Source organism: Rudanella paleaurantiibacter (assembly GCF_009184635.1).
In the GTDB taxonomy this organism is placed as follows: Bacteria; Bacteroidota; Bacteroidia; order Cytophagales; family Spirosomataceae; genus Rudanella; species Rudanella paleaurantiibacter.
Genome location: NZ_WELI01000002.1, coordinates 553779 through 572964, shown reverse-complemented (window position 1 = coordinate 572964; position 19186 = coordinate 553779). Strand labels below are relative to the sequence as shown.

The following is a 19186-nucleotide window of genomic DNA, read 5'->3' as shown; positions in this document are numbered from 1 at the left end:
ATCTTGACTGCTTAACTGTGGCCTCATGCGCGAAGCAGCTTTTATACGGCGCAACACCGAAAAGTGGCGCTCGTACGAAGAAAATCCAACCACCGACCCCGACGAACTCACCGACCGGTACATTGAACTGACCGACGACCTTTCGTACGCGCGGACGTTCTACCCCGATTCTAACATCACCAAGTACCTTAACAGTGTAGCCGGCCGCATGCACCGGGGCCTGATGCAGAACAAACGCGAAGATCAGAACCGGTTTGTGCTGTTCTGGACGCGTGAGTTACCTATGCTGTTCCGGCAGTCGCACCGGTTGCTGCTGGTGTCGGCGGTGTTTTTTGGGCTCGCTTGTGCGGTAGGCTGGCTGTCGGCGGCCAATGACAATACGTTTGTACGCCTTATTCTGGGCGACGGCTACGTAAACATGACCCTCGAAAATATCAAAAAAGGCGATCCTCTGGGTGTGTACGGCCGCGAAGACGGGGCCACCATGTTTCTGGCCATTACGGCAAATAATATTGGGGTATCGCTCCGAACGTTTGTAGCAGGGGTAATGGCGTCGTTCGGTACCATCGTTATTCTGTTTTACAACGGCGTGATGCTGGGCGCTTTTCAGTATTTCTTTTACGAGCGTGGCCTCTTGCTGGAGTCGGTACTGAAAATCTGGATTCACGGCACCCTCGAAATTTCGGCCATTGTCATTGCCGGGTGCGCGGGTCTGACCGTGGGCAACAGTATTCTGTTTCCGGGGACGTACTCCCGACTCGAATCGTTCAAACGGGGGGCCAAACAGGGCCTGAAAATCGCCATCGGCCTGATCCCGATTTTTGTGGTGGCGGGTTTCCTCGAGAGCTACGTGACCCGGCTCACGCTGCCACCGGTAGTCAGTGCGGCCATCATCGCGGTATCAGCCGGGTTTATTGGCTGGTATTTTGTCTGGTACCCTATAAAACTAAATAGTGGTAGTGAGCAGTAAGCAGTGGGGCTGACGCAAGCCAAACTGCCCACTGCCACTGCTTACTGCCACTGTTCACTGTTATGATGCAGCTTTATCAGCAGCGCGATTTTGGCGCGAAAATCAACGCTACATTTCGCTACCTCGTGCAGCATTTTCGCAGTCTGGGGCTGGCCTTGTTGTACATTGCCGGGCCGGTGGTGCTGGTAGCAGGCATTGCGGATGGGCTGAGCGAATCATCGGTGCGGGGCAGTCTGTTTGGGATATTCAACCGGGCGTCGTTACTCAGTTTCGGGGCTTACCTGCTGGCGTTTTGGCTGGTGCCGATGGTCACGTACGGGCACATGAACGTGTACGGGCGGGGCGAGGCACCGGTGCGGGTGGGGGCGGTCTGGTACGAAGTCCGCCGGGGATTTGGGCGGGCTGTAGTGGCCATTGCTCTCTACGGACTGGCTTACGGGCTGGGCTCGGTGTTTTTCTTCGTGCCGGGCGTGTATTTCGGCGTTACGCTCTCGCTCATGCTGCCCATTGTGTTTCTGGAAAACCGGGGGGCGGTCGATGCGCTGGGCCGGAGCATGACGCTTATTCAGGACAACTGGTGGTCTACGCTGGGGCTGCTGATGGTGATGGGGCTGGTGTACGTGTCTCTGTTGAGCCTGATTGTGGTACCCACTTTCCTTTGGGAAATTGTACGCAGCGTATTCCAACTGCCCTCCCTGCCTCCGCTGGCTCTTGCATTTCTGGCGGCTTTGCTGGTGCTGGCCCTGCTGTTGTTTTCGGTGGTGGTAGTGCTGGCAGTAGGCTTTCAGTACCTGAATCTGGTCGAAAAGCGGGAGCACATCGGCCTCATTTCCCGCATTGACACCATCGGCACGGCCGCGCCCGAAACGGCTCCATCACCCACAGACGATGAATGGTATGCGTAAACTCGTGTTGTATGGTGCGCTCCTGGCGTTGGGCCTGGGTAACCCTGTGTTTGCCCAGCAGCGGGCCGAGACCGACTCGACGGTGGTAGCCGATACCAGCCGACGCGACACCGAAACCGACGAGCTGGACGAGTATTTTGTGGATGGCGTGCCCGAAAACCCGTCGGATACGGTAGTGGTAAAAGCCCCCGACGACCGCTCGGCTCCGGCCGTACGGTATCCCACCGAAGGGCAACTCAACGAATATCGGCAAGCCCGCGATTACCAGTACGGTGAGGATATACCCCCGCCCGAAAGCTTCATCGGTAAACTGCTGAACTGGTTTTTCCGGAATCTGCGCGAGTTTTTCGCCAGTCCGTCGTACCAGAATTTCTGGCGGTATGTTATTCTGCTGGCCGTGGCGGCTCTGGTGGTGTACCTTGGCGTGAAGGCCGAATTTTTGGGGTTCTTGTCGACTGGCCGGGGCAGCGGAACAACGCTCGATTACGAAACCCTGACCGAAGATATTCACCGCATCGACTTTGCGAAGGAGCTGGAAGTTGCCACCGAGAAAGGCAACTACCGGCTGGCCGTACGGCTGCTGTACCTGCAAGCCCTGAAACAACTGGCCGACCGCCGACTCATTGACTGGAAGCCCGACAAAACCAATCAGCAGTACGTTTATGAACTGGCCGGGCAACCGTTTGCGCCTACGTTCAACGACCTCACCCGCGATTTTGAGTACGTCTGGTACGGCAACTTCCCGGTCGATACCGAGCAGTTTACTCAGATTCAGGCGCAGTTTGGCCTGTTTGGTCGCCAGTTGCCCACCTTAAATCCGGCCCGCTCATGAAACTCAACCGCTACTTTTTTATTCTGCTGGCGTTTGTACTGGCTTACGGGCTGTTTGAGTTTTACCGGCCTAAACCCATCGACTGGTCGGCTTCGTACCGCAACACCGACAAAATTCCGTTCGGTACGCGGGCTTTGTACGAGTTACTGCCTTCGGTCATGGGGCAGGCTTCAGTAAAAAACGTGCGGTTGCCCGTGTACAATTTTCTGACCGAGTCGAAGCCGGTAACGCCCAGCAATTACGTATTTGTGGCTCGCTCGCTCCGGTTTGATGATAATGATGTGCGGCAGTTGCTCCGGTATGTGGCGCGGGGCAATGGGGTCTTTTTGTCGGCCTATTATTTCCCCGATACCCTCGGTCGGGTACTGGGTTTCCGGGCTCTGGTGAAGCCGCCCCGGCTCAAAGACACCCTGCTGACCAATCAGTTTACCAATCCGGCCCTGCAAAAACGCGGAGGGTACAATTTTTTTCACGACGACGGGCGGAACTACCTCGTTACCAAAGATGCTCGTAATACAGTAGTGCTTGCCCGAAACAGCCGCAACGAGCCTACCTACCTCCGAATTCGCTACGGTAAAGGGTTCTTTTACATTCATAACCTGCCGTTGGCCCTGACCAATTTCTTTGTGCTGGACCGTAAAACAAGCGACTATGCGTTCAAGGCGCTGTCGTACCTGCCCGCCCGCCCGACGTATTGGGACGAGTACCAGAAACAGGGCCGCTTCGACGACGATGAGCAGTCGGTTTTCCGGTATGTACTGAGTCAGCCGGCCCTGACGTGGGCGTATTACCTGCTGGTAGTGGGGCTGATTCTGTACGCCTTGCTGGCGGGCAAGCGCACCCAACGTGTGATTCCGGTGGTGGAGCCGCCCCGCAACACCTCGCTTGAATTTGTGCAGACTGTGGGGCGGGTGTACTACCAACAGGGCGACCATAACCACCTGGGGCAGAAGATGATTCAGTTTTTTTTGGCTCATCTGCGCGAACGCTACGGGCTGGTGACTACCACGCTCGATGCTGAATTTGCCGAAGCCCTCAGCCGCCGGACCGGCGTTGAAGTATCCGACGCGCAAGACCTTGTACAGGCGTTGCAGGCGGCCCGGCGCACCGTAACCCTTTCGGAAGAAGATGTGCTGATTCTGAACGGAAAAATTGAGAACTTTCGGCAGGCGGTAGCCGGTTAATGGCCCTTTCTGCTTGCCTTTTGTCTGGACTTCCGACTAACTACGTATATGTTCGAATCCCGCATTGATTTACAAAGCCTGACCGATACGGTCGCTACCATCCGCGCCGAGGTGGGCAACGTGCTCGTTGGGCAATCGCACACGCTCGACCTGCTCCTGACGGCCCTCCTTGCCGATGGGCATGTGCTGCTGGAAGGGGTGCCCGGTGTGGCCAAAACCCTCACGGCCAAGTTGCTGGCCAAAACCATTTCGGTGCAATTCAGCCGGATTCAGTTCACCCCCGACCTGATGCCTTCCGATGTGCTGGGCACGTCGGTGTTTCAGCCCAAAACCGGGGAGTTTCTGTTTCGGCCGGGGCCCGTGTTCGCCAACATCGTACTCATCGACGAAATAAACCGCGCCCCGGCCAAAACGCAGGCCGCCCTGTTTGAAGTGATGGAAGAACGGCAGGTAACCAACGATGGCACTACCTACCAGCTCGACCCGCCTTTTATGGTGCTGGCTACCCAAAACCCGGTAGAGCAGGAGGGCACTTACCGGCTTCCCGAGGCTCAGCTCGACCGATTTCTGTTTAAAATCGTGGTCGACTACCCCGAAGCCGACGATGAGGTGGCTATTCTGCGCGGGCACCATCAGCGCCGACACCTGACCGATGCCATTGCTGCCGTTCAGGCCGTGCTCACCGCCGACCAATTGACCCAGTTGCGCGACAGCGTGCAACGGGTGCACGTGGAAGACAATCTGTTCCACTACATCGCGCAGATTGTACGTGACACACGAGCCAATAAATCGTTATATCTGGGGGCCTCGCCCCGGGCGTCGGTGGCGTTGCTCAACAGTGCCAAAGCCCTGGCAACGCTGCGGGGCCGCGATTTTGTGACGCCCGAAGATGTGCAGGAGCTAGCTTACCCGGTACTCCGGCACCGGGTGCTGCTTACGCCCGAACGCGAGATGGAAGGCGGCACCGCCGACGAGGTAATCGGGCAGATTGTGGAGCGTATTGAAGTGCCCCGGTAAGAGAACGCATACCCAGTGACACCAAATGAAAACGGTACAATCGGATGAGCTACGGACGAGCTGGAGAAAACCAATACCGGTTTTGGGGGCTATCTGGTGCCTGTTGATGGCTTTTTTGGCGCCCGCCCAGCCCCTCACGCGTGAGGCTCTTACCGGACGCTGGATCGGGGTGGCTATCGAGTACGACCTGGATCGTGTTTGCCCGCTTGTAGCCTATATGGACCTGCGCGCCGACAGCACCTGGCAACTAGGTCGGCTTGATAACGCCGACGAACCCCGAACGGGTACGTGGTCGCTGAGTGGGGCTGTGTTGCGGCTCGATACCACACACTACGCACCGGGGCTGGTTACACTACAGGGTAATCAGCTACGTATTGGGCAGGTGATACCCCTAACGTTCCGGCGGTTTCGGGCTGTGCCAATGGATAAACAGGTGGTGTGGCAACGGCTGGCAGGGCAGGTATGGCAGTCGGACCGGGTAGAGTATCTGTTTGCGGCCGACGGGCGGGTGGGCCTTCGGAATCGGCAAGCCCGGACCCAAACCGCTCATTATGCCCAGTTGCTCGAACTGGATGGGTCGGTGTTTTTGCTCATTCGGGGTAGTGCTGGGCAGCAATCTGGCGATGTGCGCGAGTGCTGGCAGGTGGTGAGCAATGAGGTGGGTACCATCCGGCTGGTTGGCAGCTCGGGGCCCGACAGTTGCCACGAAACCCTCCGTTGGGTGCGGGCCTTAGGGTCGGGCGAACCCCTTGGCCCGACGGGGTTTCAGACCTGTGCCAACTGTATGCGGGCCAACTTTGGTTTGTTTTCGGTAAAACCGGCAACCCTGCGGAAAACAACCGCCCTGCTGCGGCAGCAGTACAAACCTGTCGATGCGCCCGATGCTACGGGCCTGATTCGGGTGTCGTTTGTGCAAAACTGCCAGGGCGAGCGTGGTCCATTGCAATTTCAGGAATACAGTGCCGACTACAAACGGCGCCTGTTTGATAAACGAATAACCGATCAGCTACGAACGCTGATCAATAGTCAGTTGCCGGGTAGCCTGTTTAGCGATCCCGATCGGCAATACGATATCGATGTTTCATTGACCATTCGGCTTTCGAATGGTCAGATTACGGACGTCTTCTGATGAAAACCATACTACTCGTCTTGCTGGGGTGTTTGCCCGGACTGGCATACGCGCAGCGTGGCCGACCCGGTCTGATTCGGCCGGGTGACTCGACGGTGGAACTGGCCTTGCTTTTGACCCTCAACCGAAATACGCAGGCCGTTTATTGGGGATTTGGCCCTAAAAAAATGCTCGCCCGACTCGATACAACAACTGCCGTTACCGGCGAAACCCTGAGCCGGAAAGCCATGGCGTATGTGGCCCAGGGCGACTACGAAACCGGGGTAGCACTGCTCGAAAAAAGTACCCAAATCGACCCGAAACAGTACCGCAACGCAGGCAGTGTGTACCTTTACACCCTCCACGATTACGACCGGGCCCTCCGGTACCTCAATGCGTTTGATGCGCTCACGCCCGACTTCGACGATACCGACGGTATTTATCCGGTAAGTTATCATAAAGGTCTTGCCCAGCGTAACCTGGGGCACCATGCCGAAGCGGTCCGGGAGTTCAGCATTGGTATTGACTCGCTCGCCAAAAAGCACGGGGCCGAGTGGGTCAATTACAAACAGTATGTGAGCCGGGCCATTGCGTATTTGGCTCTGCAACAACCCGATAAGGCGTTGACTGATTTGGAGCAGGCGGCCAAAAACGCCACCTCCGAAAGCCCATTGGTGCTTTTTTATCAGGCTCGGGCGTACCGGCAGATGGGTCGCCCGACCGATGCCCGACGGGCCTTACAGGATGCGCAGTTTTTCTGGCAGGCTAACCGCGTCAAAGGGATCACCCAGCCCGAAGACACCAATAACCCCGTCACGGAAGAAGATATTGAAGCCGAATTAAATAACTGATTACTGCCCCGAAACCTGCTACCGCCCGCTCTATGACCTTTATCCGTGCCTTGTACGTCTCTATTCGGTTCTGGCTTACCTGGCTGGGGTTTGCCGTGGCGTTTGTGTTGGCGTATGCGTTTCCCGTGTTGCTTCCGTTAGTGCAGGTGGCCCTGGTGGTGTTTGGGTTGTTGGTGATTGTTGAGGCTTTGCTGCTGTTTCGGCCGACCCCGGCAAAGGCTTTGTTTGCCCGGCGCGAAGCCCCCGACCGATTCAGTAATGGCGACGAGAACCCGGTGACGATTTTTCTGGAAAGCCGCTACCCGTTCAGGACACCGGTTGAGGTAATCGACGAAATACCCGTGCAGTTCCAACGGCGCGATGTCTTGTTTCGGGCTACGCTGAGTCCCCGAGAGTCGCAATTGATTCGGTATCAGTTGCGGCCTACCCGCCGGGGCGAGTATCGGTTTGGGGCGCTCAACGTGTTTGTAATGACGCCCCTGCAACTGCTCAAACGTCGGTTTCGGTTCGATGCCGACCGGATGGTGCCCGTGTACCCATCGTTTTTACAGATGCGCCAGTACGAGTTATTGGCCGCTACCAACCGCCTGAACGAAGTAGGCATCAAACGAATCCGCCGAATTGGGCACAGCATGGAGTTTGAGCAGGTGCGGCCCTACACACCCGGCGACGATATTCGAACGGTTAATCACCGGGCTACGGCCCGCCGAACCAACCCGGCCGGTATCGAACTGATGGTGAATGCCTATCAGGACGAACGCTCACAGCCGGTGTATTGCCTCATTGACAAGGGCCGCGTGATGCGTGCTCCGTTTGAGGGCCTCACCCTGCTCGACTACGCCATCAACGCGGCTTTGGTGTTGAGCAACATTGCCCTGCTCAAACAGGACCGAGCCGGTATTCTGACCTTCGCCAACGAGGTGAATCAGGTATTGCCCGCCGAACGCAAGCCGGGGCAGCTTCAGAAAATTCTGGAACTGCTCTACCGGCAACGAACGGGCTTTCTGGAAACCGATTACGAATCGCTGACCCTCAAGGTGCGCCATACCATTCGGCAACGGAGCCTGTTGCTGCTGTTTACTAACTTCGACACCGCCAATGCCCTCAACCGGCAGTTGCCGTATCTGCGCCGGATGGCCAAAGATCACCTGCTGCTGGTTGTCTTTTTTGAGAATACTGAACTACGGAGCCTGCTCGACAAACCCGCCCTGACCACCGAGGAGGTGTACATGAAAACCATTGGCGAGAAGTTTAGCTTTGAAAAGCGGCAGATTGTGCGGCAATTGCAGCAATACGGCATTCAAACCATCCTGACGGCTCCGCAGAACCTGACCGCCAACACCGTTAATAAGTACCTCGAACTAAAAGCCCGGGGGATGATTTGACCCCCTTGTTGTTTCCTAACTTTTTGAAGAATGACGCATATTCGTGCTGCAACACCTTCCGATTTTCCGACCATCGAACATATTGCCCGCCAAACCTGGCCCGTCACATTCGGTGAGATTCTGTCGGCCGATCAAATAGAATACATGCTTGGCTGGATGTACAGTCAGGCATCGCTAACCGAGCAGGTTAATCAGAAAGGCCACGTGTTTCTAATCGCCGAAACCGACACGGACGAGCCGGTGGGCTACGTTTCGTACGAGCTGGATTACGGCCATGCCGATGCGTTCGGGGAGACGGCCACGCCAGCCCTCTCGCCCAAAGTCACCAAGATTCATAAGCTCTATTTACTGCCCCAAACACAGGGGCAGGGCCTTGGCCGGTTGCTGATTGAGGAGGTTGGCCGCCGGGCACAGGCCGCGGGTAATACGGCCCTCGTGTTGAACGTGAATCGGCAGAACCGGGCTGTGCAATTTTACGAACGTCTGGGCTTTGGCATCGCTAAAACCGAGGACATTGACATTGGCAACGGGTTTCTGATGCAGGATTACGTGATGCTGAAACCCCTGAATGCATGAAAAAAATAGTCGCTATTCTGGCGGGTGCCTTGTTGGTGCTGGTGGCCCTGTTGCTGGTCAATACGTTCCGGTTTGGGTCGAAACAACTGACCGACGTGCCCCCCGCCCCCGCGCTAACCCGTTTCTCGCCCGATTCGGCGGCTGCGCGGCTGGCCGAGGCTATCCGGTACCGCACGGTATCATACACCGACTATTCGCTCACCGACACCACGCAGTTCGACAAGTTTATTGCCCTTATTCGGCGGCAGTTTCCCCGGCTCCACAGCCGACTCACGCTCCAGACGGTCAATCAATACGGGTTGCTCTACACCTGGACGGGCAAGAACCCGGCCTTGCCTCCGGTGTTGCTACTGGGTCATTACGATGTGGTGCCGGTGATTCAGGGTACCGAACGGCTCTGGAAACGCCCGCCTTTTGCGGGGCAGATTGAGGGCGGTTACGTGTACGGGCGCGGCACGGTTGATGATAAAACAACGGTGATGGGCCTGCTCGAAGCGGTGGAATACCTGCTGGGTATCAACTACCAACCCGACCGAACCGTGATGCTCGCCTTTGGGCAGGATGAAGAAACGCTGGGGCAACGCGGAGCCCAGTCAATAGCGGCTTTGCTGGAAAAACAGGGCGTGCGGCCCGCTATGGTCATTGACGAAGGCGGCACTGTAAAAATGGACGGGATTCCGGGCTTCGAAAAACCCGTGGCTTTGGTGGGCATTGGCGAGAAAGGCTACGTCAGTCTGGAGCTAACCGCCACGGGCGAGGGAGGGCACTCGTCGATGCCGCCCCGCCAAACCAGTATTGGGGTTGTAGCGGCTGCGGTGGCTAAGCTGGAGCAAAACCCGTTTCCGGCCCGGCTCGACGCTGGTATTGAGCAACTCTTTGGTTACGTAGGCCCCGAAATGGGTTTTGGTAACCGGCTGGTGTTTGCTAATGTGTGGTTGTTTGCGCCCGTGGTGAAACAGATTTTGAGCGGCTCCACCGCGGGCGATGCTACCCAACGCACCACAACGGCGGCTACCATTATGCGAGCCGGGCAAAAAGATAATGTATTGCCGATTGACGCTACCGTAACCGTCAATTTTCGGATTTTACCCGGCGAAACGGCGCAGACTGTTACAGAGCGGGTCAAACAAGTAATCGACGACGAGCGGGTGTCGGTAACGGTGCTGGGAAAACCTAACAACCCGTCGCCCTTGTCGGCCCCCGATGCCCCCGCGTTTGGGCAGCTGCACCGGAGCATCCGGGCGGTGTTTCCCGAAGCCGTAGTGGCTCCGTACCTGATGCTGGGCGCTACCGATGCTCGTTTTTACCGGCGTATTTGCCCTAATGTGTATCGGTTTATGCCCATTCGGATGACCGATGAGACCCTGAAACTACCCCACGGTACCAACGAACGGGTTTCGGTTAAAGACTATGCCGATATGGTCAGGTTTTACGTAACGCTCATCCAGAATACGCAAGAGGGTAATGAGTAGGGTAGGCACTCTGCTGTGATTAAAAACAAAAAACTCGAACGAGACCTCGTTCGAGTTTTTTGTTGGCGTACAAGACGAACCCCAACCGGCTAGTTGTCGGTATCGGTTCCTTTGATGGATTCGTAACTCGATTTCAGGCGCCCCATCTCCTTGGCCAGAAAGCTTTGTAGCTCGGTGTTGAAAACATCCTTCTGATCGTCGGGCAGTGACGCGTACAAATCTTTCAGTTCCTGATTAATAGCGGCCCGTTCTTCGTCGGTAGCCGCGTTGATGGAACGGTAATGGTATTGGCGAAAATTGAATGTTGACATACTACGAAAAGTCAGAATCCTGCACGTCGTTCTTTGTATTCTCGGCAAGCTCTTTCAAGCGAGCCCGCTCAATAGAACCCGATACCCAGATGCTTACCTCATACAAAATAGCTAAGGGCAACGAAACCAGCACCTGACTGTAAATATCCGGTGAAGGGGTAATCAGACCCGAAATAATCAGGATCACGATGAACGCGTGTTTCCGGTACGCCCGCATGAACGATGGGGTAAGTACGCCTACTTTCGAGAGTACGAAGGCCACCACCGGCATTTGAAACATAATGGCGCAACCTACGCAAAGCGTAATCAGGGTACCGATGTACGAAGTAATATCGTACTGGTTCTGAATGGATTCGTCGAGCTGGTAATTGGCCAGAAAGTTGATAGCCAGGGGCGATACAATGTAGTACCCGAAGAAAAGGCCCATCAAAAACAGCATCGACACGTAAAACGTAGCGCCCCGGGCGGCTCGCCGTTCGCTGGAGCGTAGGCCCGGTTTAATAAACCGCCACAACTCCCAGAACGCGTACGGAAAGGCAAAGCACAACCCGATGATTACCGCTGAGGTGATGCTCATGGTAAACTGATCGGCCATGCCGAGGGCCTGCAATTTAAAATCCAGCTTCTTGACGCACAGGTCGGCATAGCCCGTAAAATCGGCCAGCTTACACATCTGCTGGTATGTCCAGAAGTTGGGTCGGCTGGGTCCTAAAATCACGACCCGGTAAATGTCTTTGATAAAAATAAACGCAACCAGGCCGAATACCAGAATGGCCGCCAGTGCGCGAATTATGTGCCAGCGGAGTTCTTCCAGATGCTCCAGAAACGACATTTCGGTCCCATCATCATGGGGCTCCTCCTGAGGTTCCTGGGTTGGTTCGTCGTACGGGTACTCGTTGAAATCTTGGTCGAGTGGCATCTAACAATGAGTGATTGAGTGATTGAGTGATTGAGTGAATGAAAATTAGTGGCTTCGGGGGCCATTCGCTGGTGCGCCAACCCGCTCATTCACTCAATCACTCATTCGCTAATTAACCTTGGTACAACGGAAAGGCCTTCATCCATTCGTTGATTTCCTCTTTAATGGACGAAAGGCGGCTGTCGTTGTCATGGTTCATCAGCACCTCGTCGATATATACGACGATCTGCTCCATATCCGATTCTTTCATGCCCCGAGTGGTCATGGCGGCCGTACCAACGCGCATCCCTGAGGTAACCATCGGCGACTTGTCGTCGAACGGAACCATGTTTTTATTGATCGTGATATCGGCTTTAATCAGGGTATTTTCGGCCAGTTTCCCGGTCAGGTTGGTGGCGTTGCCTCCTTTCGTGCGCAGGTCGATGAGCATCAGGTGGTTATCGGTACCGCCTGAAATAATCGAGTAACCCCGGTCTACAAATGCCCGCGCCATGGCCTGTGCGTTGGCCTTCACCTGTTGGGTGTATTCAGCATACTCGTCGCTCAGCGCTTCGCCAAACGCAACGGCTTTGGCCGCAATGATGTGCTCCAGCGGGCCGCCCTGCGTACCGGGGAACACACCCGAATCGAGCAGCGACGACATCAGACGCAGCTCGCCTTTGGGGGTTTTGATGCCAAACGGGTTTTCGAAGTCATTACGCATCATGATCAGACCACCGCGTGGCCCCCGGAGGGTTTTGTGCGTGGTGGTGGTAACAATGTGGCAATGATCAAACGGGTCATTGAGGAGTTTCTTGGCAATCAGGCCCGATGGGTGCGAGATATCCGCCAGCAGGAGGGCGCCAATCTGATCGGCAATAGCCCGGAGCCGGGCGTAATCCCAATCGCGGCTGTAGGCCGAGGCCCCACAGATCATCAGTTTGGGGCGCTCGCGCATGGCGGTTTCTTCTACTTTATCGTAGTTGATAACGCCGGTTTCACGCTCCACGCCGTAGAACGTCGGCCGGAAATACTTACCCGAAATATTAACGGGCGAGCCGTGCGTGAGGTGACCACCGTGCGAGAGGTCGAAACCCAGGATGGTGTCGCCCGGTTGCAGGCAGGCCAGAAAAACGGCCGTGTTGGCGTTGGCACCTGAGTGGGGTTGAACGTTGGCCCAGGTAGCGCCGAAGAGTTCTTTTACCCGGTCGATGGCCAGTTGCTCGATCTGGTCAACTACCTCACAGCCACCGTAGTAGCGTTTGCCCGGCAAACCCTCGGCGTATTTGTTGGTAAGCACGCTCCCGGCGGCTTCCATGACGGCGGGCGAAACGAAGTTTTCGGAAGCAATCAGCTCAATACCCGATTCTTGCCGGTGCTGTTCTTTGGCAATGAGGTCAAATACCTGCGCATCGCGGGTGCTAGCGGTCGTTGCAGTGATCATAGTTGGACGCGAAAAAGATGCAGGAGCAGCCAAACGTCTGCTCGATTAACTGGCTATCGCCCACAAAAATAAAGGTTTTCGGGCAGGTATGCGAACGATGCATCCGAGATCGGCCGGAGATTTAATGGTTAATTTGGTCTGTCTGGTTTGGGTACCCGGCTAATACCTCACAATGTTGGCCACTTGTCGGGCTGCTGACGGCGGGGAAGCCGGTTGCGGGCGGCAATCTGGTACTTGAGCGGGGTGGTATTGGTATGTAGCCGAAACTGCCGGTGGAAATGCGAAATATTGTTGAAGCCGCATTCGAGGGCTACCTGCCCCACGCTCAGGTCGGCCTGCGCCAGTAGCTTGCGGGCGTGGCTGATTCGGAGCTCGTTGAGGTATTCGACAAAGGATTTGCTGGTACGCCGACGGAAATACCGGCAGAAGGCGGCAGGTGCCATACCTGCTACCGAGGCAATCTGGTCAATGCTGATTTCGCCCTTAAAATGACTCAGCATATAGTCGAGCACCCGTTTCATACGTTCGGTTTCGGCCTCGCTGACTGAGAGTTGGTACCCATCGCTCGCCAGCAACATAAAATCGGTATCGCGGCTAAGTTCGTTGAGCAACGTCAGAAAAGCCAGTAGCCGGTCCATGCCCTGCCGGTGAAGCAACTGCTCCATCTGTGGGCGGACTCGCCCCGACGTTATCGCCGAAAAGCGCAGCCCGTACTGTGCCCGTTTGAGCATCTGGCAGATTGCTTCGGCCTCGGGCAATAGTTTCAGGATGGTATCTTCAAACGTAGCCGGAAACTGAACAACAACGGCTTCGGCCGGAGCCTCGGCCGGAAGCATGTCATCGTTGCGCCAGAAATGCGGCAAATTAGGCCCCACCAGCACCAGATCGTCGGCATCAAAAGCCCCGATATGGTCGCCCACAAACCGTTTGCCGCTGCTTCGGATAATACAGGTCAGCTCGTATTCCGGATGGTAGTGCCAGGGTGCATCAAACTGCGGCATGCGCACCTGCTTTACCAGCAGAGAGCTCTGCTCGCCAATCGTAACCTTTTCAAAAAGTGCTTTCATGGCAGGGTTGGAACAACCAGAATGGCCACACAGAAGCCAACTGGTATGGATTGTAGCATTTTGACGTACAAAAGAGGGATATTTTTTTGGGCTTGTCAAGATCGTACATAAATGCGCAAATAGGTGGAATATTTTCTTAGAATTGTTCAAATAAATTTGTCGTATCAATGAAGAATGTATAATTTGACGGGCTAATAAACACGTATGATTGTTCAAACTGATAAGCAGACACTTTTGGAGGAGTTGAACACCCCCTATCCGGTACCAGCCGAAGCCATCGAGACGTATCGTGCCAAAGGGTATGTAAAGCTCAAGCAGGTGTTGAGTCCGGCCGTGCTGGAGTATTATGGGTCTATTATCAGTGAGCAGGTTGTTCGGCTCAATACGCTCACTAAGCCCATGGAGGAGCGTACTACGTATGAGCGGGCTTTTTTGCAGATCATGAACCTCTGGCGCGAAGACGACGAGGTAAAGGAGTTTGTGTTTTCACGCCGGTTGGCCCAAATCGCTACGGATCTGATGGAAGTGAACGGCGTGCGGCTCTACCACGATCAGGCTTTGTACAAAGAGCCGTCGGGTGGGATTACGCCCTGGCATGCCGACCAGTTTTACTGGCCTTTGGCTTCGCCCAAGACCATTACGGTCTGGATTCCGTTGCAGGAAACGCCCATGCAGATGGGACCCTTGGCTTTTGCCGAAGGGAGTCAGCATGTTGAAATTGGGCGGGATATTGAAATCAGTGACGATAGCGAGCGGATTTTATCGGACGAATTGCAACGGCAAAATTTTCCGATGAACGACACCCCCTTTGACTTGGGCGAGGTGAGCTATCATGCCGGTTGGACGTTCCACCGGGCGGGGCCTAACACCTCCGACCGGCCCCGGAAAGTAATGACCATGATTTACATGGATCAGGATCAGGTGGTTATGCAGCCTCGAAACAGCTATCAAGTGGCCGATTTGGCGGCCTGGCTCGACAACGCGCCGGTAGGTAGCAAACCGAGTAGTTATCTGAATCCCGTATTATTTAGCTATTAACAGTTACTTCATAGGTTGGTAATGCATACACCGCCCGGAATGCTTTCCGGGCGGTGTTTTTTATGATAAAACCGGACCTGTGCCCAATGGTCTTACTTTTGCTACACGTTCAATGGAAATAATTTTGCATTGAACGTGTTATGAAATGCGTATGGCTTGTACCTCCTACAAATCACCAACCATGAAGACATTGCCAGCCCTCTGGGCGCTTTTGATACTGCCTCTTTTATCGCTGGGTCAAATTCAGAAAAATCCGGCCACCTGGTCGTTTAGCCTCGACAAGCCGACCGCCAATGCGGGAGACATTGTGACAGTGCGTATAAAAGCTGTTATTGACGATGGCTGGTACGTGTACTCCAATGATTTTGACCCAAATCTGGGGCCAAATATTGCCGTTGTTACCATTAACCCGAGTGCCGATTGTGAAGCAGTGGGTAAGGCTACACCCGTAGGTGCCAAAGAAAAATACGAAGAAATATGGCCCGGTAATGTGCGATACTTTACCAAAGAGGCTCTGTTTCTGCAAAAAGTAAAGATCAAGAAGGCCGGAACTGTGATTGCCGGGAATATTAATTTCTCGACCTGCTCAACCAAAGACGGAACCTGCCTGCCCCCCGCCGATGCTCCGTTCGAACTGACGGTTCAGGCCGGAGCGGCTACGGCCCCAGCCAGTGCTACGGCGACCAAGCCACTGAGTGCTTCTATCACAACAGCTACGGCCGTAGCCCCTACCTCAGCCGAAACCGATACGGCGGCTACAGTGCCCAATGCCGAGGGGCCCTCGGCGGCCCCTGTTGTGGCCGACCCCACTGAGTCGCTTACGGCGGTAGAAGGCACCGAAACCGATGCCGCCGATGGCTCGCTCTGGGCGTTTGTGCTTACGGCCTTCCTGTCGGGTTTGGTAGCTTTGCTGACCCCCTGCGTATTCCCGATCATCCCGATGACGGTTAGTTTTTTCACCAACCAGAAAGGGGGAGCCTGGAAAGCCCTGCTGTATGGTTTGTCGATTATTGGCATTTACGTGCTCATTGGCACCATCGTGTCGCGGATCAACGGCCCGGCTTTTGCCAATTTTGTGAGTACGCACTGGTTGCCCAACGTTTTGTTTTTTGCCGTCTTCTTTGTGTTCGGTCTGTCGTTTCTGGGGTTGTTTGAGATTGTGCTGCCCAGTTCGCTGGTCAACAAGGCCGATGCACAGGCTGAGCGTGGTGGGGTAGTGGGCATTCTGTTTATGGCCTTCACGCTGGTGCTGGTTTCGTTTTCGTGCACGGGGCCTATTGTGGGTAGCCTGCTGGTGGCTTCGGCGGGGGGCGAGGTAATCAAACCCATTGTGGGTATGGCAGCTTTCTCGTCGGCGTTTGCTATTCCGTTCACGCTGTTCGCCTTGTTTCCGCAGTGGCTCAAGAGCCTGCCTAAATCGGGTGGCTGGCTCAATTCGGTTAAGGTGGTGCTGGGCTTTCTGGAGCTGGCCCTGGCCCTCAAATTCCTGAGTATTGCCGATCAGGTGTACCACTGGGGCCTGCTCGACCGGGAGGTATTTCTGGCGTTCTGGGTCGTGATTTTTGCCTTGATTGGCTTTTACCTGCTCGGGAAAATTCGGTTGCCGCACGACAGCGAAACCAAGATGGTAAGCGTTCCCCGGCTATTGCTGGCTATTCTGACCTTTGCCTTTGTGGTGTACATGGTGCCGGGTTTGTGGGGCGCCCCGCTCAAAGCATTAGCGGGCTACCTGCCCCCCGAAACCTCCCAAGACTTTAAAATAGGGGCAGCGGGCAGTAGCAGTGGGCAGTTGGGGGCTAATCAGAGTGCGTCGCGTCGGCATGGGCAATTATTTAGCCTACCCCACGGGCTGAATGGTTTCTTCGATTATAAAGAAGCCTTGGCCTACGCCAAAACGGTAAACAAACCGGTATTTATCGACTTCACCGGGCACGGCTGTGTTAATTGCCGAGAAATGGAAGCCCGCGTATGGTCAGAGGCCCCGGTGCTGTCGAGGCTTCAGAACGACTACGTGGTGGTAGCGCTGTATGTTGACGATAAAACCGAGTTACCACCGTCGGAGTGGTACACCTCAACCTACGATCAGAAAGAGAAAAAGACAATTGGTGCCCAAAACGCCGATCTGCAGATTGTGAAATACAACAACAACGCCCAGCCGCACTACTGCCTTGTCGATCACGAAGGTAACCTGCTGGTTCGGCCGAAGAATTACGATCTGAATGCGGATAACTTCGCGAAGTTCCTCGATGCGGGCAAAGCGAAGTTTGCGGAAAAGGGGTAACTTATCAGACAGCTATTTCGGTAAAAAAGAAAGCCGGGTCCAAGTGGCCCGGCTTCTTTGATTCAGTTCGTAGGTTCAACAAAAACAATCTTTAGAGCGTACTTCGACGCTGTATTTCAGACTTGCGGTTACTGCCCAATCGGGAACGAGTAGCCGAGTGATACACTAACCCCGCGGTTGCGAACGGGCAGCTGCACTACAGGTACCTCGATCTGGCGGGTGAGGCCATGCACGTAGCGACCTTCGAGGACAAATTGTCCGGCACCGGCATTAAAGGCCAGGCCCAGGCCACCAACGCCACTTACGTCCCAGCGATTCATAACCCCGCCGAGCGGTACATTCAAATCAAACGGTTGGGTGCGGAACAGACCCTCAGCCCGGGCGCGCACCCGGCTGTCGGCGGCATAGCTCACGGCTGGGCCAGCAATCAGATACGGCTGTACCGAACTTTCGGCACTGGCCAGATTGATCTTGGCCAGCAGGGGCAGGTCAATGTTGCGGGTTTGGAGGGCAATACGGGCACCCAGCGGTACAGGTACGCCTAATACATCAAACGAGAAGCTTTCGCGGAGTACCAATCCTTTTTGTGAGTAACCCAGTTCGGGTCGGAACGATACGCGCTCGCTCACCGGAATGTCGAGAAACAAGGCTCCCTGCGGGCCGGGCGACAGCTGGAAGCTGGGCGAATAATTGTCGAGAAGAGCGGGTTTTGAGACGGTTCCCCAATGGGCGCCCCCCCGGACGCCAAACTGTACTTGTGCAAAGGTTGAAGTGGTGGTGAAGAGGCCGATTGCCGCAGCAAAGGCGAGTACGATTCGTTTCATGGGAAGCAGATTCTTTAGTGCCAGCCCCGTTAGGCGAAATCCGTTTTATGGGGTGTTTCTGGCTGTTTCTGGTTCTTTGACGAGCACCAGGCGAAAAGGATTAACCGGGTAGGAAATTTTTTTTCTGTCTTTGTGCGATACAAGCCCGTTCACAAACAATGTATAGGGCTTGTATATTTACACTTTACGCGACAGCCCATTGATGATGAAATACGTTAAGCCAACCAAATTCAGTTATTTGCCCAAGCCGCTTGCCCTGCTCGATGTGCTGGGCCTGTTTGAGTGCGACCCGTTTGGCAATTCGTTGTTGGTGAAACGAATCCTGATCGGAACCATTGGTTGGTTTACCTACGCGCGCTACACGGTGGTGAACCGAATTGAGATTGAGGGGACGGAAAATATTGAGAACTTACCCATCAATAACGTGCTGTTTCTGGCGAATCACCAGACTTACTTTGCCGATGTTATTGCTTTCTTCCACATTTTCTGTTCGGTGAAATGGGGCTTTAAGAACACCCTGCTTCCGCCCATGTATTTGTTCGGGCCGCGTGCCCGCAACTACTACGTGGCTGCTTCAGAAACCATGAAAAAGGGGATTCTGGCCCGGCTGTTCAGCATGGGCGGGGCTATCACGGTGGAGCGGTCGTGGCGGGCCGATGGGCGCGATGTAAAACGGGAAGTAGATACCTCAGCCGGTGAGAAGGTGGGCAAGGCGCTTGCTCATGGCTGGGTGGTAAGTTTCCCGCAAGGGACCACCAGCCCGTATGCCCCTGTGCGCAAGGGTACGGCCCACATGATTATGCAGAACCAGCCCATTGTAGTGCCTATCGTGATTAATGGGTTCCGGCGGGCGTTCGATAAAAAGGGACTTCGGTTCAAGAAGCGAAATACCCTCCTGACGGTACGGATCAAACCCCCGCTTCAGATTGACCCCAACGACTCAGTGGATGAGATTGTGGCTAAAGTGCGGGCGGCTATCGAGCAGGACGTACCCGATTGGGTGGCCCCTCGCGAATGAGTTGG

The 19186-nt window shown here is 55.2% G+C and carries 18 protein-coding genes; 13 read left to right on the top strand and 5 right to left on the bottom strand.

What is annotated here, in order from left to right:
- Positions 1–25 precede the first annotated feature (25 nt).
- The 10 genes from F5984_RS07175 (at position 26) to F5984_RS07130 (ending at position 10300) form a co-directional block, all read left to right on the top strand.
- Positions 26–970, top strand: a complete 945-nt coding sequence (locus F5984_RS07175; protein WP_152123568.1) for a stage II sporulation protein M — start codon at positions 26–28, stop codon at positions 968–970.
- A gap of 62 nt (positions 971–1032) precedes the next feature.
- Positions 1033–1875 carry a hypothetical protein gene (locus tag F5984_RS07170; protein WP_152123567.1) on the top strand — a complete coding sequence of 281 codons (843 nt, stop codon included), beginning with the start codon at positions 1033–1035 and terminating at the stop codon, positions 1873–1875.
- Positions 1859–2707 (top strand): DUF4129 domain-containing protein, encoded by an 849-nt coding sequence (locus tag F5984_RS07165; protein ID WP_152123566.1) that lies wholly within the window; start codon positions 1859–1861, stop codon positions 2705–2707. The genes F5984_RS07170 and F5984_RS07165 overlap by 17 nt, the downstream gene beginning before the upstream one ends.
- Complete coding sequence (locus F5984_RS07160) at positions 2704–3891, top strand: DUF4350 domain-containing protein (protein ID WP_152123565.1); 1188 nt, start codon at positions 2704–2706, stop codon at positions 3889–3891. Before F5984_RS07165 ends, F5984_RS07160 begins: the two co-directional genes overlap by 4 nt.
- A 48-nt stretch (positions 3892–3939) precedes the next feature.
- Positions 3940–4908, top strand: coding sequence for an AAA family ATPase (locus F5984_RS07155; protein WP_152123564.1), 969 nt, complete (start codon positions 3940–3942; stop codon positions 4906–4908).
- A 25-nt stretch (positions 4909–4933) separates the two neighbouring features.
- Positions 4934–6037, top strand: coding sequence for a hypothetical protein (locus F5984_RS07150; protein WP_152123563.1), 1104 nt, complete (start codon positions 4934–4936; stop codon positions 6035–6037).
- On the top strand, positions 6037–6867 hold the full coding sequence (locus tag F5984_RS07145) for a tetratricopeptide repeat protein (protein WP_152123562.1): 831 nt from the start codon (positions 6037–6039) through the stop codon (positions 6865–6867). Before F5984_RS07150 ends, F5984_RS07145 begins: the two co-directional genes overlap by 1 nt.
- Before the next feature lie 32 nt (positions 6868–6899).
- Complete coding sequence (locus tag F5984_RS07140) at positions 6900–8252, top strand: DUF58 domain-containing protein (RefSeq protein ID WP_152123561.1); 1353 nt, start codon at positions 6900–6902, stop codon at positions 8250–8252.
- A 30-nt stretch (positions 8253–8282) separates the two neighbouring features.
- Positions 8283–8828 carry a GNAT family N-acetyltransferase gene (locus F5984_RS07135; protein ID WP_152123560.1) on the top strand — a complete coding sequence of 182 codons (546 nt, stop codon included), beginning with the start codon at positions 8283–8285 and terminating at the stop codon, positions 8826–8828.
- Complete coding sequence (locus F5984_RS07130; protein ID WP_152123559.1) at positions 8825–10300, top strand: M20 family peptidase; 1476 nt, start codon at positions 8825–8827, stop codon at positions 10298–10300. The genes F5984_RS07135 and F5984_RS07130 overlap by 4 nt, the downstream gene beginning before the upstream one ends.
- Positions 10301–10389: 89 nt before the next feature.
- Here the strand turns inward: F5984_RS07130 and F5984_RS07125 are convergent, their stop codons facing one another.
- The 4 genes from F5984_RS07125 to F5984_RS07110 form a co-directional block, all read right to left on the bottom strand.
- Positions 10390–10611: a hypothetical protein gene (locus F5984_RS07125; RefSeq protein WP_185155441.1), complete on the bottom strand. Its 222-nt coding sequence runs from the start codon at positions 10609–10611 to the stop codon at positions 10390–10392.
- Position 10612: 1 nt separating this feature from the next.
- Positions 10613–11530, bottom strand: coding sequence for a twin-arginine translocase subunit TatC (tatC, locus tag F5984_RS07120; RefSeq protein ID WP_152123558.1), 918 nt, complete (start codon positions 11528–11530; stop codon positions 10613–10615).
- 112 nt (positions 11531–11642) lie between these two features.
- The gene (locus F5984_RS07115) at positions 11643–12953 is read right to left on the bottom strand and encodes a serine hydroxymethyltransferase (protein WP_185155440.1); all 1311 of its coding nucleotides are present in this window, start codon (positions 12951–12953) and stop codon (positions 11643–11645) included.
- 167 nt (positions 12954–13120) lie between these two features.
- Positions 13121–14020 (bottom strand): helix-turn-helix domain-containing protein, encoded by a 900-nt coding sequence (locus F5984_RS07110; protein WP_152123557.1) that lies wholly within the window; start codon positions 14018–14020, stop codon positions 13121–13123.
- A 204-nt stretch (positions 14021–14224) separates the two neighbouring features.
- Here F5984_RS07110 and F5984_RS07105 point away from each other — a divergent pair, with 204 nt between their 5' ends.
- Together F5984_RS07105 and F5984_RS07100 are read left to right on the top strand one after the other, a co-directional pair.
- Complete coding sequence (locus F5984_RS07105; protein WP_152123556.1) at positions 14225–15058, top strand: phytanoyl-CoA dioxygenase family protein; 834 nt, start codon at positions 14225–14227, stop codon at positions 15056–15058.
- Between the two features lie 181 nt (positions 15059–15239).
- Positions 15240–17339 carry a protein-disulfide reductase DsbD family protein gene (locus F5984_RS07100; protein WP_152123555.1) on the top strand — a complete coding sequence of 700 codons (2100 nt, stop codon included), beginning with the start codon at positions 15240–15242 and terminating at the stop codon, positions 17337–17339.
- Positions 17340–17467: 128 nt separating this feature from the next.
- Here the strand turns inward: F5984_RS07100 and F5984_RS07095 are convergent, their stop codons facing one another.
- On the bottom strand, positions 17468–18163 hold the full coding sequence (locus F5984_RS07095; protein WP_152123554.1) for a porin family protein: 696 nt from the start codon (positions 18161–18163) through the stop codon (positions 17468–17470).
- A 205-nt stretch (positions 18164–18368) separates the two neighbouring features.
- Between F5984_RS07095 and F5984_RS07090 the strand changes: the two genes are divergently transcribed.
- On the top strand, positions 18369–19181 hold the full coding sequence (locus F5984_RS07090) for a lysophospholipid acyltransferase family protein (RefSeq protein ID WP_152123878.1): 813 nt from the start codon (positions 18369–18371) through the stop codon (positions 19179–19181).
- The last annotated feature ends 5 nt before the right edge of the window (positions 19182–19186 follow it).